This window comes from Shewanella piezotolerans WP3 (assembly GCF_000014885.1).
Taxonomy (GTDB): Bacteria; Pseudomonadota; Gammaproteobacteria; order Enterobacterales; family Shewanellaceae; genus Shewanella; species Shewanella piezotolerans.
This window is the reverse complement of record NC_011566.1, coordinates 684,657-700,179: the sequence shown is the minus strand read 5'-3', so window position 1 is coordinate 700,179 and position 15,523 is coordinate 684,657. Positions and strand designations below refer to the sequence as shown.

Annotated in this window: 16 protein-coding genes; 6 read left to right on the top strand and 10 right to left on the bottom strand. The window is 44.1% G+C overall.

Going from position 1 to position 15,523, the window contains the following annotated elements; genetic code table 11:
• Window positions 1-162 precede the first annotated feature (162 nt).
• Together SWP_RS03085 and degS are read left to right on the top strand one after the other, a co-directional pair.
• On the top strand, window positions 163-1,518 hold the full coding sequence (locus SWP_RS03085) for a DegQ family serine endoprotease (protein WP_020910894.1): 1,356 nt from the start codon (window positions 163-165) through the stop codon (window positions 1,516-1,518).
• 127 nt (window positions 1,519-1,645) lie between these two features.
• Window positions 1,646-2,728 (top strand): outer membrane-stress sensor serine endopeptidase DegS, encoded by a 1,083-nt coding sequence (gene degS / locus SWP_RS03080; RefSeq protein WP_020910893.1) that lies wholly within the window; start codon window positions 1,646-1,648, stop codon window positions 2,726-2,728.
• A gap of 641 nt (window positions 2,729-3,369) precedes the next feature.
• Here degS and SWP_RS03075 read toward each other — a convergent pair.
• The 10 genes from SWP_RS03075 to SWP_RS03030 all read right to left on the bottom strand — a co-directional run bounded on the left by SWP_RS03075 (window position 3,370) and on the right by SWP_RS03030 (window position 12,250).
• Window positions 3,370-5,055 (bottom strand): Ig-like domain-containing protein, encoded by a 1,686-nt coding sequence (locus SWP_RS03075; RefSeq protein ID WP_020910892.1) that lies wholly within the window; start codon window positions 5,053-5,055, stop codon window positions 3,370-3,372.
• Between the two features lie 191 nt (window positions 5,056-5,246).
• Window positions 5,247-5,885, bottom strand: a complete 639-nt coding sequence (locus SWP_RS03070; protein ID WP_020910891.1) for a response regulator — start codon at window positions 5,883-5,885, stop codon at window positions 5,247-5,249.
• Window positions 5,882-7,279, bottom strand: coding sequence for a sensor histidine kinase (locus SWP_RS03065; protein WP_020910890.1), 1,398 nt, complete (start codon window positions 7,277-7,279; stop codon window positions 5,882-5,884). Before SWP_RS03065 ends, SWP_RS03070 begins: the two co-directional genes overlap by 4 nt.
• Before the next feature lie 320 nt (window positions 7,280-7,599).
• Window positions 7,600-8,859: a UDP-N-acetylglucosamine 1-carboxyvinyltransferase gene (murA, locus tag SWP_RS03060; protein WP_020910889.1), complete on the bottom strand. Its 1,260-nt coding sequence runs from the start codon at window positions 8,857-8,859 to the stop codon at window positions 7,600-7,602.
• Window positions 8,860-8,880: 21 nt separating this feature from the next.
• Window positions 8,881-9,132 carry a BolA family protein gene (locus SWP_RS03055; RefSeq protein ID WP_044555622.1) on the bottom strand — a complete coding sequence of 84 codons (252 nt, stop codon included), beginning with the start codon at window positions 9,130-9,132 and terminating at the stop codon, window positions 8,881-8,883.
• Between the two features lie 13 nt (window positions 9,133-9,145).
• Window positions 9,146-9,439: an STAS domain-containing protein gene (locus SWP_RS03050; protein WP_020910887.1), complete on the bottom strand. Its 294-nt coding sequence runs from the start codon at window positions 9,437-9,439 to the stop codon at window positions 9,146-9,148.
• Window positions 9,439-10,107, bottom strand: coding sequence for an MlaC/ttg2D family ABC transporter substrate-binding protein (locus SWP_RS03045; protein WP_020910886.1), 669 nt, complete (start codon window positions 10,105-10,107; stop codon window positions 9,439-9,441). The genes SWP_RS03050 and SWP_RS03045 overlap by 1 nt, the downstream gene beginning before the upstream one ends.
• Before the next feature lie 17 nt (window positions 10,108-10,124).
• On the bottom strand, window positions 10,125-10,595 hold the full coding sequence (gene mlaD / locus SWP_RS03040; protein WP_020910885.1) for an outer membrane lipid asymmetry maintenance protein MlaD: 471 nt from the start codon (window positions 10,593-10,595) through the stop codon (window positions 10,125-10,127).
• 70 nt (window positions 10,596-10,665) lie between these two features.
• Window positions 10,666-11,451 carry a lipid asymmetry maintenance ABC transporter permease subunit MlaE gene (gene mlaE / locus SWP_RS03035; RefSeq protein ID WP_044555621.1) on the bottom strand — a complete coding sequence of 262 codons (786 nt, stop codon included), beginning with the start codon at window positions 11,449-11,451 and terminating at the stop codon, window positions 10,666-10,668.
• Window positions 11,438-12,250 carry an ATP-binding cassette domain-containing protein gene (locus tag SWP_RS03030; protein WP_020910883.1) on the bottom strand — a complete coding sequence of 271 codons (813 nt, stop codon included), beginning with the start codon at window positions 12,248-12,250 and terminating at the stop codon, window positions 11,438-11,440. Before SWP_RS03030 ends, mlaE begins: the two co-directional genes overlap by 14 nt.
• A gap of 175 nt (window positions 12,251-12,425) precedes the next feature.
• Here SWP_RS03030 and SWP_RS03025 point away from each other — a divergent pair, with 175 nt between their 5' ends.
• Genes SWP_RS03025 through lptC form a run of 4 tightly spaced genes read left to right on the top strand, consistent with a single transcriptional unit; the run spans window position 12,426 to window position 15,516 of the window.
• A complete protein-coding gene (locus SWP_RS03025) occupies window positions 12,426-13,385 on the top strand; it encodes a calcium/sodium antiporter (protein WP_020910882.1) in 960 nt (319 codons plus the stop codon).
• Between the two features lie 46 nt (window positions 13,386-13,431).
• On the top strand, window positions 13,432-14,409 hold the full coding sequence (locus tag SWP_RS03020; RefSeq protein WP_020910881.1) for a KpsF/GutQ family sugar-phosphate isomerase: 978 nt from the start codon (window positions 13,432-13,434) through the stop codon (window positions 14,407-14,409).
• Window position 14,410: 1 nt separating this feature from the next.
• Window positions 14,411-14,962 (top strand): 3-deoxy-manno-octulosonate-8-phosphatase KdsC, encoded by a 552-nt coding sequence (kdsC, locus tag SWP_RS03015; protein ID WP_020910880.1) that lies wholly within the window; start codon window positions 14,411-14,413, stop codon window positions 14,960-14,962.
• The gene (gene lptC, locus SWP_RS03010) at window positions 14,959-15,516 is read left to right on the top strand and encodes an LPS export ABC transporter periplasmic protein LptC (protein WP_020910879.1); all 558 of its coding nucleotides are present in this window, start codon (window positions 14,959-14,961) and stop codon (window positions 15,514-15,516) included. Before kdsC ends, lptC begins: the two co-directional genes overlap by 4 nt.
• The last annotated feature ends 7 nt before the right edge of the window (window positions 15,517-15,523 follow it).

Sequence of the window (15,523 nt, the reverse complement as noted above, 5' to 3'; positions counted from 1 at the left end):
TTAACCTTTGTTATTGATTGATGAACTTTTTGATACTCGCTTGAGTCCGACTCAATAACAATGATGTAATTTTATGACATGCATGGCAGCTGCCTTCATATTGAAAACATATTTACAGAATCATGCAGACATTAGTTTTGATGAAATTGGAGCAACGTATAAATGAAGACTAAATTATCCTTACTTTCAGCAGCCCTTTTGGGCGCAACATTAACGCTAGCCCCTATTGTATCTCAAGCGGCAATTCCTTTAGCTGTTGGTGGTGAAACAGTGCCAAGCTTAGCGCCTATGCTGCAAAAAACCACGCCTGCAGTCGTTGCAGTTGCAGTTTCGGGAACACATGTTTCTAAGCAAAAAGTGCCTGATGCTTTTCGCTACTTCTTTGGCCCTAATGCACCAAGGGAGCAAGTGCAGGAACGTCCGTTTAAAGGGCTAGGTTCAGGAGTAATCATTGATGCTAAAGAGGGTTATATCGTTACCAATAACCACGTAATCGAAGGTGCCGATGAGATTCTTATTGGTTTACATGACGGCCGTGAAGTCGAAGCTAAGCTAATTGGCAGCGATGCCGAATCTGATATTGCTTTATTACAAATTGAAGCAAAGAACCTCACAGCCCTAAAACGTGCTGATTCAGATGAGTTGCAAGTCGGTGACTTTGCGGTCGCCATTGGTAATCCTTTTGGCCTTGGACAAACAGTGACCTCAGGTATTGTAAGTGCCATGGGGCGCAGTGGCCTAGGCATTGAGATGCTAGAGAACTTTATTCAAACCGATGCCGCCATTAACAGTGGTAATTCAGGTGGAGCACTCGTTAACCTCAACGGAGAACTCATCGGGATTAATACTGCCATTGTTGCACCAGGCGGTGGTAACGTCGGTATTGGCTTTGCCATTCCCGCTAACATGGTCAACAACCTAGTCGATCAGATTATTGAGCATGGTGAAGTTCGCCGTGGTGTACTCGGTGTATTGGGGCAAGACCTCACTAGCGAGCTCGCTAAAGGTTTTGGTATCGAAACCCAGCATGGTGGCTTTATTAATGAAGTGATGCCAGATAGCGCGGCTGACAAGGCTGGGATTAAAGTTGGCGACATTATTGTTAGCGTAAATGGTCGTAAGATTAAGAGTTTTCAAGAGCTGCGAGCAAAAGTTGCCACTATGGGAGCTGGTAGCAAAGTTGAGTTTGGCCTAATTCGTGATGGTGATGAAGAAACAGTAACGGCAACTTTAGGTGAATCAACCCAAACAGCAGAAGCTGCTGCTGGCGCGGTGCATCCAATGCTTCAGGGCGCTAAGCTAGAGAACTCAAACAACTCTGGGGTTGTTATCACCGACGTCGCTCAAGGGTCACCAGCTGCAGCAAGTGGCCTAATAAAAGGGGATGTCATTGTTGGCGTAAACCGCAGTAAAGTAAAAAACCTTAAGTCATTAAAATCGGTACTTGAAGATCAAAAGGGTTCTGTGGCGCTAAAAATACAGCGTGACAATACCAGCATATATTTGATCCTTCGATAAGCGAGTCTCCGTGGTAGAAATAGCCGAGTGAATTACTCGGCTATTTTCTGTTTAGCTAAGGCTTTCGTACTGCGTGTTGGCTTCAAACATGTTAATCTAACTCACCTTTTCAGTTTTACTCCCAGACATGATGATTAAAGACACTCTTATATATGTCAGTAAAGCCATAGCGTTTGGCCTTATCATGGCTGCAGTTATCATTATTGTGATGCCTTTTATTACCGGGCAAAGCCTCACCAATGGTTTATTTAATCGTGCGGTGACCAGTAGCAACGAACTCTCTTTTGCCACTGCAGTGCGCAGAGCTGCTCCAGCAGTAGTCAATATTTATAGCCTCAGCATAGACCAAAGAAAACCCCTTAAACCGAGTTCACTGCAAGGACTGGGCTCAGGCGTGATAATGAGTAAAGAGGGTTACATACTGACTAACTATCATGTCATCAAGCAAGCAGATGAGATCGTGGTAGCCCTACAAGATGGCAGAAAGTTTACCTCTGAAGTGGTGGGTAGCGATCCTGAAACCGACTTAGCCGTTTTAAAAATTGAAGGTGACAATTTACCTTTGGTGCCACTTGAACTCGATGTCCCCGCTAGAGTTGGCGATGTAGTGCTTGCAATTGGTAACCCATACAACCTAGGCCAGACTATTACCCAAGGTATTATCAGCGCGACGGGTCGAAACGGACTGAGCTCTGGCTATCTTGATTTTCTGCAAACTGATGCGGCGATTAATGCAGGCAACTCCGGCGGAGCGCTGATAGATACCACAGGGCAGCTAGTTGGGATCAATACAGCTGCTTTCCAGATAGGTAATGAAAGTGGTACCCATGGTATTAGTTTTGCTATCCCGATTAAACTGGCCCACAGCATTATGGGTAAGCTAATTCAAGATGGTCGCGTTATTCGTGGTGCCTTAGGAATTGGTGGAGAAGCCGTTGGCCCTGTTATGGCGCAAATCCTAAATATACCCGACCTGACTGGTGTACTCATTACCAGTATTGATCCCGTCGGGCCAGCTGCAAGAGCAAAGCTCAAAAAGCGTGATGTTATTACTCATTATGAAGGTGAAGCAATACCTGGTGTAGCGATGCTGATGGATAGAATAGCCGAAACAACGCCAGGTAAAGAAGTTAAGCTTACAATCATCCGTGAAGGAAAATCTTATGATGTACCAGTAGTCATCGCAGAGAAGCCTGTTCACTATAATTAGCGATCCCAATACTGTAAAAGAGCCTGCTATTAGCAGGCTCTTTTAGTTCCCACTTCTGAGTCTTTGTTTACTGCTCTGCAACAGACCACACCAAAAACAAATTTCCAGTACAGCCCCCAAAACAAGTAGGCTAATAGCACCAGATGTTACGCCTAAGGTGTAACAACCAAGTGCGGCCGTAAACAGCACTAATACTATAGTTATTCTCTTCCATGTCGTCATAAAATGCCTCTCCTCCATATAGACAGTACCGTTACAGGCAGTGAATTTAATGCATCTCAGCCTAGCAGATTGCCAATACAAAAGAACCTGAAAATATTTGATGGCCATCAAATAGGATTAGAGCATTAATTTAAATTCAGTCGACGAACGAATAGATTTTACTTCACAGATTTGCTGGTGCGCATAGTTGGTATGCGCACACATATTGGAGCACGGGCAAAGCCTTTATCTTTGCCATCTTGCGAGAATAAGAAGTGGCCTTTGAACGTGATTTTTAACAGCACCACTCGAGGGGCTTGTTCTTAATATGTATTGCAACATTAAGAGGAGAGCAAAAACAGCTGTGACTCAAATAGAAAAAGCCGCCCTCGTGATGAAAGGGCGGCTTGCTTGCAGGGCCTAAATGATGAGTTTAGGTTTTACTTATGGATTTTAGGTAATGCTGCTGCTCTATCAGCATAATCAGCATGACATTCACCACATGAGAACTGCGCTGTGGACCAAGGCATTTGGAACTTACCATCCTCGGTAAACTGCTTAGCATTTGGATCCAAGTCAATGTTGAACAAGTGAGATTTCACATCGCCAAACTTAGTAGTACCATCTCTACCTAGGTGCGTGACAGCACTCTTAGCCAGTTTAGGCATATGACAAGTGGTACATTCAGCTGCAGCATGGGGAGCAGCGGCATGCGTATTCTCAGCAAATTCCTTGGCGTATTCACCAGTATGACATGACGTACACTCTTTCACTGCACCAGTGTGTAGGCCGTCATCACTGTCTTGGTTCAAGGTCGATTTGTGTGAATCGTGACAGGTGGTACACGCCATACCACTCTTAGGACCAATTTCATCACCCGCTTTATAGTCGCCATGATCTTCTGGTACTACACCCAATATTTCATCGCCAGTCTGATGATGCTTAGATAAGCCACCGCTAGAGATAATACGACCACCGACTTTGCTACCATCAGGGTAGGCAACATTGTAAGCACTAACAAAAGTTGGGTAGTCCTTCTCACCGTCACGAGTATGACACTCAGCACAAGTTACCGCTTTACCATAACCCATGTCTTCCGCTAAGAAGTCTTCAGTAGTACGTGCAATTGCTATCTTAGTGATATTCTCTTTTGATGGTGCAGCGATATGCTCACTTCCAGCACCATGACATGCTTCACACTGCACGCCTTGCTCAGCAAAGGTGCCACCCATTCCAGGCAAGTCGTCTTGACGGTCAGGGTTTCTAGTGTCGCCATCTTCAGTTGTGGTGCGCTTCCAACCTGTAGTGTGACAGTTACCACACTTATATTGGTAGTTCATCTCACTGGCTTTATAATCGCCCATCACGTCAGGATCATCAAAGTGATTGTCTGGTACGTTAAGAGTGCCATCGCTATTGCGAATATTGTATTGCACATTATTACCGGTAACAATATAACCTTCGGCATCCAACCAACGCATTTTCCAATGGTAGCCACCGACAACGTAAGTCACATCATCATAACTGGTTGGTGCGCCTAGGGCGTTATTAGTGGTACCGTCACCGTCTGGACCGGCAAACTGCAGCAGATCAATTGAGCCTGTAATGGTCTCTTTTGGCGTATAAGGGAAAGTCGGCTCTTCACCGTTGCTCACTTTTTGGATCTTAAAGTTGTGACCCGTCTTAGCGAACGATTCGTGCTTGCCACTATGACAGCCAGCACAAGCCGCTGAACCAACATAGCTTAGTGGCTCAGGCTCAGGTTGTGCTTCAACGGTAACCGTTACTTCAGCCGAGGCTTCATCAGTGCCGTCAGTAATAGTGTAATTAAACTTCACTTCACCGGCATCACTACCGGCGGTAAAGTCAACTTTGCCATCTTTTATAACGGCACTATCAGAATCAACCGAAACAATTGATAAAGTATCGCCGTCAGCATCTGTATCGTTTGCTAAAACATCGATAGTAACCACTTCAGAAGCAAGAACATTTGCAGCATCAGCAACGGCGACTGGCGGGGTATTCTCTACCGGGGGAGTGGTATCATCATTATCGCTACCACAGGCGACCAGCATGGTGATCATACTGGCTAATAGTAATTTTTTACATGGAATTTGTGCGTTCATAAGTTCATCCTCAACATTGCTATTTCATATCGCCAACGTTGCAGGGAATGGCGACTGATATGCCTCTCTGGACATGCATCAAGTATTGAAGAGTTACTACTAAAGAGATAGATAACTAGAGTTCACTAATAAAGAGTACTTGTGAACTATAGTTATCAGTTTTTAGACAACTATATGTTTTTAATGTTTTTTTAATCTTCCGATAAGTTGTAATGCTGTAAAACAAATTGACCAGTATTTGTCAAAATGTAGATCTTCTTCTCATTTTGCATCACTAAGCCCGCTTTTTTTAACTGACGTAAGTGGAAGTTAAACTTGGTGTGATCGTCTATTTCAACTAAACGACATAGATCCATAAACTTAAGCTCTTTATGTATTGCTAGTACTCTCAGCGCTTTTCTTCTATTTGGATTTGCCAACGCACTGTAGACAAGGTCAGGATCCAGATCAGCACGGCTCTTAAGTAGCTGTTTCTCAGTTAAACTGCGCCGAATAGTAACGATAAGCTCCTGACTTTTAAAAGGCTTAGTGATTACACTGTCAGCGCCTTTCTTCATCGCGTCCACCGCAGTATCAACAGTGGCATATGCCGTAATGATGATCACTGCAATAAAGGGCTGGTTTTGCCGCAGATTCGATATCGCTTCTACACCTGTCATTCCCGACATGAGTAAGTCCAAAAGCGCAATGTCAAAATGGCGCTGGCCACTCACTTCAATCGCCTCTTCAGCACTTGTTACCGCGGTAACAGCAAAACCTTCTAACTCGAGGATCTCCACCATATTGCGGCTCAATTCAACATCATCTTCAGCCAATAAAATAGAGATCATGAGTAGTGCTCCCGATAAAAAGTCAATTCGACACACGTACCGAAATTCTCACGGCTCACAATGTGCATTTTTCCATTATGTAACGACGTTATATGCTCACAAATAGCCAAGCCTAATCCAGTTCCTTTACCGACGGGTTTAGTAGAATAAAACAATTCAGTGGCCTTATTTAGCTCAGCTTCAGACATGCCGCAGCCAAAATCTTCAATCTGGACAATCACTTTGGTTTGTTCCTGCATAGCTGTAATGATGACAGAGCTGTTTTCATCGGAAGCATCGATTGCATTGCAAATCAAATTAATGAACAACTCTTCCAATTTAATTTTTTCAGCATACATAACAATATGATTGCCGCAGTCAATCTCAATTTTATGATGTTTCGTACGGTGGGACAGCAGTTGCACAGCCGAGTTAAGTACATCACTAATGGCCACAAAACTTTTCTTTCCTGATGCCGGCCTTGCATAGCTCAATAGCTCTTTACTAATTGCTGAGGCGCGCTCGATCCCTAACCGAGCTCGATGTAGATAGTTATTATCTGTCTCACAGCAATCTGCATTTTTTCGCTCCCATAGATCAAGAGCCAATGTAGAAGAAGCCAGTGGGTTATTGATCTCGTGCGCAACCCCCATGGCTAACTGCCCTATCGCTTTATATTTGTCAGCTTCAATAGCTCGGGTCAGCTTCGCCTCCGTTGCTTGCTCTTTTTCTAAATCAAACACTTTAAGCGCCTTAAACAGTGCCACAAGAATCAATGCTCCGGCCAAGGTTCGTAATACTGGAACACTATGATGAAAATCTGTCGGAACGAGACCTGATAACACACCATAAATAAGTAGCCCAGCTCCACTAATCACGAAATAAAGGCCATAGTTATGCTTCTCTTGCCGTAAGCTATTGCCATAAATCGCCATACCAATCCCCGCTAAAGAAGCACTACCAAAGCCTATGAGCACACGGGTATATTGGCTCGCTTCAATAAAACCCGTTTGGTTAACCGCTAAATCATGCAGATCGGGAATGAGTAACCATAGATAACTGGCTATAATCGCAAGTAGTAGACTATGGCCCACCAGTGCAACCCGCCGCGTCGTAATACTGAGTATTTGCCAAGCAAACACCAGTAAAGCCAAATAGGAGAACAGTAACTTAGCTAAGCAAAGCCACAGAGTTAATAGCTGGTAATGCTCGGCTATATGATCTGAAAAAATGATCAAATAGAGTTCTGACCATTCATGGAAAGCATGGGTAAAACCAAACGCAGCTAATGCCCACAGAGTCGGCGCTACTTTCAGTTGACTAGATCTGAAGTTTCGAAACACTACGGCACAGCCAATCGAGAAGAACACGAGACCGTAGAAGAGGTAGATATTGAAAATGATAAATACTGGCATCGCTATAAAATAGCATTAAGCCTAGATGGCCATTATGATCTCCTTCTAACTTTATCAAATCACCATTTGCGCTAGCTCATAAAACAAAAAACCATTTAAGCAATAAAGCCTAAATGGTTTTTATACCAATCAGTACAAAGATTTGATCGCTTAGCGAGAGCTTAGTGCCTTGGAGGTAAGATCATTAAATGCTCCTCGGTAACTGCTCCTGTGTGACTCTGCCTCCTATATCTGAGCTCTAAGGAGGGAATGCCTTAAAATGAAGAGCATAGTTATTCTACGCTCAAGTTCATTAACGCAGCATCAGAGTCGCTAAACTATCATTTTACTCGCTTTACGTCGCCGCCGAGCCCTTTAAACTTATCTTCGATATGTTCATAACCACGGTCTAAATGGTATATGCGGTCAACAGTTGTTGTACCATCTGCGACCAAACCTGCTATCACCAAGCTGGCAGAAGCACGCAGATCCGTCGCCATCACTTGTGCACCATTAAGCTTTTCAATGCCGTGAATAATACAAGTATTCCCCTCTAGCTCCATCGTCGCCCCCATACGGCTCAACTCAGGAACGTGCATGAAGCGGTTCTCGAAAATCGTTTCGGTAATCGTCGCAGTGCCTTCTGCCAATGCATTTAGCACACAAAATTGTGCCTGCATGTCAGTTGGAAAACCAGGATAAGCTACAGTCTTGATATTGACCGCTTTTGGACGCTGGCCTTGCATGTCCAGTTCAATCCAATCATCCCCAGTGGTAATGCTCGCCCCCGCGTCTTCAAGCTTAGCCAACACCGCTTCCAGAGACTTGGGATCAGCTTTAATACAACGAATTTTGCCACGAGTCACCGCTGCAGCAACAAGGAAACTACCGGTTTCAATTCTGTCTGGCATCACTTGGTAGTCACAACCTTGCAATGATTCAACCCCTTGAATACGAACCGTATCAGTTCCTGCACCCTCGATCTTAGCGCCCATTGCAATTAAGCAATTGGCTAAATCGACAACTTCAGGCTCACGAGCTGCATTCTCAATGACAGTTTCACCATCAGCTAATGCTGCTGCCATGAGTAGATTCTCAGTTGCACCAACGCTTATCATATCCATAAAGATATGCGCACCTTTTAGCCGACCATCAACGCGAGCTTTAATGTAGCCCTCTTTGACTTCTATCTTGGCGCCCATTTGCTCAAGCCCCTGCAAGTGCAGATTCACCGGTCGAGCACCAATTGCACAGCCACCAGGCAGTGATACATCAGCCTTACCATAACGGGCAAGTAGAGGCCCCAAAATAAGTATCGATGCACGCATGGTCTTAACTAACTCATAGGGTGCACAAAACTCATTAAGGTTAGTGGTTGAAATGCAAACTTTATCATCACCAGAGCGAGTGACTTCAGCCCCTAAGCAGCGCAAAAGTTCACAACTAGTATTAACATCCCTAAGGCTAGGCACATTCGATACGTTGAAATCAGTTTCAGCTAACACACCTGCCATAAGGATTGGCAGAGCGGCGTTCTTCGCGCCTGAAATAACAACGTCGCCTGCAAGCGCACCGCTTGCTTCAATTTTTAATTTATCCACGTTAACTCTCTAAATCCGCATTTACATATTAAACACTTTTTCACGCTTCCATTGGGTCGGCGTGAAAGCATTAATCGTAATTGCGTGTAACTCACCGCTGGTAATGTGAGCCATTAATGGACCATAAATAGTTTGTTGCTGCTTTACGCGCCCCATACCGTCGAAACATTCACCGACCGCGACGATTTTGTAGTGAGTACCTTCTTGAGTTACCTTAACTTCGTCTAGCGATAATGCTTCTAACAGGATAGCTTCTATATCTTTACATTCCATGGAACTGTTCACCTTACTGTGCTTCTTCAATAAAGAAGTCGTTTAAATCATATAATACGATAAATTTCTTAAGCTGCTCTGAAGCAGAAACCAGTTTTAAACTGGCGCCTTTGGCAGCAAAGATGCTGACTAATTCGAGTAAAAATGCCACTCCGGCACTGTCGCAATATTCAATGTCCGATAACTGCAAAAATGCAGTATCTACATCTAATAAGCAATGTCTGTCATTCCATAGACTGATTACGGCTTGCTGATCTAGGCAGCCACTAATCGCACAAATTATACCTTGCTGTTGAAAGCTAGCCACTAGTTCGCCTGCTCATTCGCACTTAAATCAATATGAGTCTCGGTGCGCTCAATCAGCATTTCTATTACAGACTCTATGCCTTTTTGGCGTACCAAATTGGTGATCTCTGATTTTTTAGAAGACAATAAACTTACACCCTCTGCCACCAGGTCAAATGCCTTCCAGGTGCCATCTTTTAAACGTCGAGCCTTAAACTGTAAGCTAATATCAGGACGCCCTTTATCTATAATCCTAACATTAACATTAACCATTTTCTCACCAGCAAAGTCCCTAGCAGGGCTAAACTCCACAGTTTGATCGGTATATTCAGTAAATGCCTGAGCATAGGTTGAGATTAAGTAACCGCGAAAAGCATCGACAAAGCGTGCTCGCTCATCTTTTGTAGTGTCACGCAGGTATTGGCCCAGTACTTTATAAGACGCATATTTATAATCAATATACGGCATTAATTCTTCGGTCACGATAACTTTAAGATGATCAGGATTATCCGCAATCAACTGCTTATCTTGATTGAAACGGGCAAAAGTTTTTTGAGAAACGGCTTCCACTAGTGCGTAAGGGTTGGTTCTATCTATTTCAATATCTGCGGCGTTGTCTGCCGCTTGAGCGATAAAGCTCAATACAACTGTTGATACCAACACTAGCCCACGAAAAAATTTGTTAAACATAGCCATTACTCCAACTACTAATCCTTAGTGCCAGCACTATAAAGAAATTGACCAATCAACTCCTCAAGTACCAAGGCGGAATGAGTATCATCAATACTGTCGCCATCAACTAACATCTCAATATCATCGTCCATAAACCCTGGAGATAACCCTAAAAACTGTTCACCCAATAAGCCTGAGGTCAAAATAGATAAACTACTGGTTTCTGGGAAATACTTGTATTGCTTATCCATCGATAAGCTTACAACCGGAACCAACCTTTCAGGATCCAATTCAATTGCACTAACACGCCCGACAACAACACCACCGACCTTAACCGGAGAACGTACTTTCAAACCACCAATGTTGTCGAATTTTGCATGCAAGGTGTAACTATTTTCCCCCGTCTTCACTTCGACATTCGCAACGTTAAAAACCAAAATCAAAAATGCAGCCAACCCTGACAATAAAAATAGACCGACTAAAACCTCAATCTTCCGTGTCAACATAACTCATCTACCACTCTATTCAATAAATCTAAACAATAATTAACCGCAATTAGTATGCTAATCATTAGCACTAGTTACCAAACATCATCGCTGTTAATAGAAAATCTAACGCCAATACCGCGAGGCTCGACTGCACTACAGTTTGGGTTGTTGCTCGGCTGATCCCTTCAGGATTAGGAATGACATGATAGCCACGATAAAGTGCAATCCAGGTGACCACAACGGCAAACAATAAACTCTTAATCATGCAGTTAACAATATCTTGTCGCCACTCTACAGATGACTGCAAAATTGACCAAAAGGCACCACTATCAATGCCCTTCCACTCCACGCCAACAATATGGCCACCATAGATACCAATTGCAGTGAACATTAATGCTAAAAGCGGCAAGCTAATCACTCCAGCCCAAAACCGCGGTGCAATAATCTGCCTTAATGGATCGACCGCCATCATCTCTAAGCTTGATAACTGTTCGGTACTCTTCATTAAGGCGAGCTCAGCAGTTAGCGCTGAACCTGCCCGCCCAGCAAACAGTAATGCCGTAACCACAGGGCCTAATTCTCGTAATAAACTCAAGGCGACCATCGGGCCCAAGCTCTCTTCAGTACCAAACCCTACTAGAATATTATAGCCCTGTAGGGCTAGTACCATGCCAATAAATAGTCCGGAGACTAAAATGATCACCATTGATTGCACGCCAATGACATACAGTTGCTTTGTTAGTAATGGCAGGCCTTTCTTCAATCTTGGACGATGCGCGATAGCTCCCCAAAGCATTAATCCCGCTCTGCCAAGTCCAGTCACTAACTCAATAGCACTGCGACCCAATTTAGCAATTTGTTCAGTCAAGCCCACTTAACAACTCCTTTTTATAATCAGGCGCAGGGTAATGAAACGGCACAGGTCCGTCTGGTTCACCACCTATAAACTGTTTCAATTGCGGATTATCAGCTAAGCGAAGCTCATCAGGTGTACCATGGGCAATAATTCTTTTATCTGCCAATACATAAACATAATCAGCAATACCTAACACCTCATCTACATCATGAGATACCACCACAGAAGTAAGATTAAGCGCATCGGACAGTTCACGAATAAGCTTAACTAACACCCCCATGGAGATCGGGTCCTGTCCAGCAAAGGGCTCATCATACAGGATAATTTCAGGCTCTAAGGCAATTGCACGAGCCAATGCAGCTCTACGCTGCATACCACCCGATAACTCGGTTGGCATTAACTTCGCTGCGCCGCGCAGCCCAACGGCTTCTAGTTTCATCAATACAATACGACGGATGATAGCTTCAGGCAGACCGGAGTGCTCTCTCAGTGCAAAAGCGACGTTATCGAATACATTAATATCGCTGAAGAGTGCGCCGCTTTGAAAAAGCATGCTCATACGCTTTCGCAGTGCAAACAGCTCATTACGATTGCATTGATGCACATCAGTACCATCAAATAGTACTTTGCCTCTATCTGGCGTAAGTTGACCCCCAATAAGTTTTAGTAAGGTTGTCTTACCGATACCGCTTGGTCCCATAATCGCAGTCACCTTGCCGGTCGGGATTGACAGGCTGATGTCCTCGTAAATGACATGAGAACCTCGGCTAAAGGCCATATTCTGGATTTCGACCAATGAGTTATGCTTTTGAGTCATGCATGAGCCCTGCATTCGAAGTTAGAAACATCCATTTTTCCACACCGGAAAGGAAGAAATTGTACGTAATTGGCCATTCAGGTACAACCAAATCAACACTATCTCGACTCAATACTTTCATTTTTCTTCAATTACAGCGAAAATACGCGGCTATATCCCAAAATACTAAGAATCGATGTTATTTAATATATTTTTGCTAGTGGCTGGCTTAGGTGCTTTAGTCTGGAGTGCAGATAAGTTTGTCTATGGTGCAGCAGCCTTTGCACGTAACTTAGGTCTTCCGCCAATGTTGATCGGCTTAACCATCGTCGCGATGGGTAGCTCTGCCCCTGAAATGTTTGTTGCAGCGACAGCCTCAATGGAAGGAATGACAGATACTGCGATTGGTAATGTACTTGGCTCAAATATTGCGAATGTCACTCTTATCTTAGGTATTACAGCACTACTTGGTGCTATTTCTGTCAGCTCGCAAACCCTAAGGCGTGAAATACCTTTGATGCTAGCCGCGACGGCGATTGTGGGTTACTTTTTACATGACGGTTTTCTAACTCGCATCGAAGGTGTGTCTTTAATGGTGCTGTTTTTCGCATTGATGGGATACCTTATCTGGCACGCACTGACCAATAAAAATCGCGATGCGTTGGCAATAGATGCTGAGAGTGAGATCCCAGCAGACGTCCCGACTAAGAAAGCGATTTTTTGGCTTATCATTGGGATGGTGTTATTACCATTGTCTGCAGATTGGATGGTTCAAGGGGCTGTCGGGATTGCCAAGGCATATCACCTTTCAGATCTCGTTATCGGACTCACCATCATTGCAGTAGGCACAAGCTTACCAGAGCTGGCAGCTTGTGTAGCCGGCGTTCTGAAAAAAGAAGATGACTTAGCCATCGGTAATATTGTTGGCTCAAACTTATTTAACATTTTAGCGGTACTTGCACTCCCCGGCCTCATTGCACCTGGCGAAGTCGATGCAGCGGCAAGTACACGAGATTTCTACATGGTACTTGCAACGAGCAGTGCACTTGCAATACTGATCTTATTGACCGGACGCGCACGGCAATTAAAACCGTGGCACGGCATCGTACTACTGATTACATTTGTTGCATACCAAGCGTTACTTTTCCTATCTTGAATATGAATGCAGCAACTAAAGCAGTAAATAAAAGAGAGACCAAGAAATGGTAAATGAACAGCAGTTACGCCAATGGGGCACCAAAGTGATTGATATCGAGAAACAAGCCCTCGATAACCTTCACCAGTATGTTGATTCGAGCGAATTTGCCCAAGCTTGCCAACTTATATTGCAATGTACAGGTAAAGTCATCGTGATGGGCATGGGTAAATCAGGCCACATTGGTAACAAGATATCAGCGACATTAGCCAGTACCGGAACCCCTGCATTCTTTGTCCACCCGGGTGAAGCGAGCCATGGGGATTTAGGCGTTTTAAGCGAAAACGATATCGTACTTGCTATCTCAAACTCCGGTGAGTCAAGTGAAATACTAACCTTAATGCCCGTCATTAAGCGTATGGGACTGCCGATGATATCGGTCACGGGCAAACCTGATTCAAACATGGCAAAACTCGCTCAACTGCACCTTTGTATTGAAGTGCCAGAAGAAGCATGCCCACTTGGGCTAGCACCGACCTCAAGTACGACAGCTACTTTGGTTATGGGTGATGCACTCGCCGTAGCTTTACTGCAAGCGCGTGGCTTTACTAAAGATGATTTTGCGCTTTCTCATCCAGGTGGAAGCTTAGGCCGTAAGCTATTATTAAAAGTCAGTGATGTGATGCACAGCGGTAATGAACTGCCTTTAGTAAAGCATGATATTTGCATTACCGACGCGCTTTATGAGATCTCTAAAAAAGGCTTGGGCATGACGGCTATTGTAGATGCTGCAAACACCTTAGTCGGGATTTTTACCGATGGAGATCTGCGCCGGGTAATTGATGCTGAGGTCAACTTACGCACCACTTCTATTGCTGATGTCATGAGTAAAGGTTGCGTCACGATTACCGACAATGTACTCGCAGCAGAAGCGCTGAAAGTGATGGAAGAGAAAAATATTAACGGCCTTATCGTCATCAATTCAAAGCAACAACCTGTCGGCGCATTGAATATGCTCGATATGGTTAAAGCAGGAGTGATTTAACATGTCTAAACAAGGATTTTACGGACCAATCAGTGATGACGTTTGGCAAGCTGCCAGCAAGATCAAACTCCTGATCTGTGATGTCGACGGGGTATTTTCAGACGGCTTGGTTTACATGAGCAATGCCGGAGAAGAGCTTAAAACATTTCATACCCGCGATGGCTACGGTGTGCGCTCAGTCCTATCTAGTGATATCAATGTGGCAATTATTACCGGTCGCAAATCACAAATAGTAGAAGACAGAATGACGGCGCTTGGTGTCACTCACATTTACCAAGGTGTGGATAATAAACTCGCCCCTTACAATGAACTACTCGCCCTGTATGGTGTAACTCCTGATGAAGTCGCCTATATCGGCGATGATATGGTCGATCTTCCTGTCATGAAGGAAGTGGGTCTATCTGTATGTGTAGCTGATGGCCATCCATACGTTAAGCAGCATGCGCTTATGACCACCCATATTAAAGGCGGTCACGGTGCACTGCGCGAGCTAACAGATCTACTGCTGCTTAGCCAAGATAAGTTTGAGTCAGCTCATGGGATGAGCATATGAATCGCGTCACACTCGCGATAATCGCTTTATTTGGCACTGCACTCATCCTCTATTGGCAGGTTCAGTCTAAAAAAAGTGATCAAACGTTAGACGTCGATGCAAGCGAACAACCCAATTACATCATCGATGATCTGCGCAGCACAGAGTACAATGAAGCAGGTTTTGTCAATAGCAAGGTCACAGCCAAGCATATGGAACACTATGAAGATGCTAGCATGACTTACTTTACTGAGCCTGTTTACTTGATCTATCCCGATGATGGTCAAGCACAATGGCGCCTAAGAGCAACCAAAGGCAGCCATAACAATTTAACCGGTAAGGTCTCATTGCAAAACAATGTTATTATCGATTCAATTAGCCCTGAAGAGCCGATCCAAACATTATCTACATCCTATTTAGAACTCGATTTAGATACTATGATAATGACCTCTGATGAAATTATTCACGTCACTGGCAATGAATTTGTTATTCAAGGCACAGGTCTTTATGCTGACCTCAATGCTCAAAGTGTAAAGTTGATCAGCGAAGTCGAAGGGATCTACGATGCTAAATAAGCTGTTC

Bases quoted from the DNA above. Each gene is read 5' to 3' on its own strand.
- SWP_RS03085 (WP_020910894.1), top strand. From the start codon at position 163: ATGAAGACTAAATTATCCTTACTTTCAGCAGCCCTTTTGGGCGCAACA.
- degS (WP_020910893.1), top strand. From the start codon at position 1,646: ATGATGATTAAAGACACTCTTATATATGTCAGTAAAGCCATAGCGTTT.
- SWP_RS03075 (WP_020910892.1), bottom strand. From the start codon at position 5,055: ATGAACGCACAAATTCCATGTAAAAAATTACTATTAGCCAGTATGATC.
- SWP_RS03070 (WP_020910891.1), bottom strand. From the start codon at position 5,885: ATGATCTCTATTTTATTGGCTGAAGATGATGTTGAATTGAGCCGCAAT.
- SWP_RS03065 (WP_020910890.1), bottom strand. From the start codon at position 7,279: ATGCCAGTATTTATCATTTTCAATATCTACCTCTTCTACGGTCTCGTG.
- SWP_RS03055 (WP_044555622.1), bottom strand. From the start codon at position 9,132: ATGGAATGTAAAGATATAGAAGCTATCCTGTTAGAAGCATTATCGCTA.
- SWP_RS03045 (WP_020910886.1), bottom strand. From the start codon at position 10,107: ATGTTTAACAAATTTTTTCGTGGGCTAGTGTTGGTATCAACAGTTGTA.
- mlaD (WP_020910885.1), bottom strand. From the start codon at position 10,595: ATGTTGACACGGAAGATTGAGGTTTTAGTCGGTCTATTTTTATTGTCA.
- SWP_RS03030 (WP_020910883.1), bottom strand. From the start codon at position 12,250: ATGACTCAAAAGCATAACTCATTGGTCGAAATCCAGAATATGGCCTTT.
- SWP_RS03025 (WP_020910882.1), top strand. From the start codon at position 12,426: ATGTTATTTAATATATTTTTGCTAGTGGCTGGCTTAGGTGCTTTAGTC.
- SWP_RS03020 (WP_020910881.1), top strand. From the start codon at position 13,432: ATGGTAAATGAACAGCAGTTACGCCAATGGGGCACCAAAGTGATTGAT.
- kdsC (WP_020910880.1), top strand. From the start codon at position 14,411: ATGTCTAAACAAGGATTTTACGGACCAATCAGTGATGACGTTTGGCAA.
- lptC (WP_020910879.1), top strand. From the start codon at position 14,959: ATGAATCGCGTCACACTCGCGATAATCGCTTTATTTGGCACTGCACTC.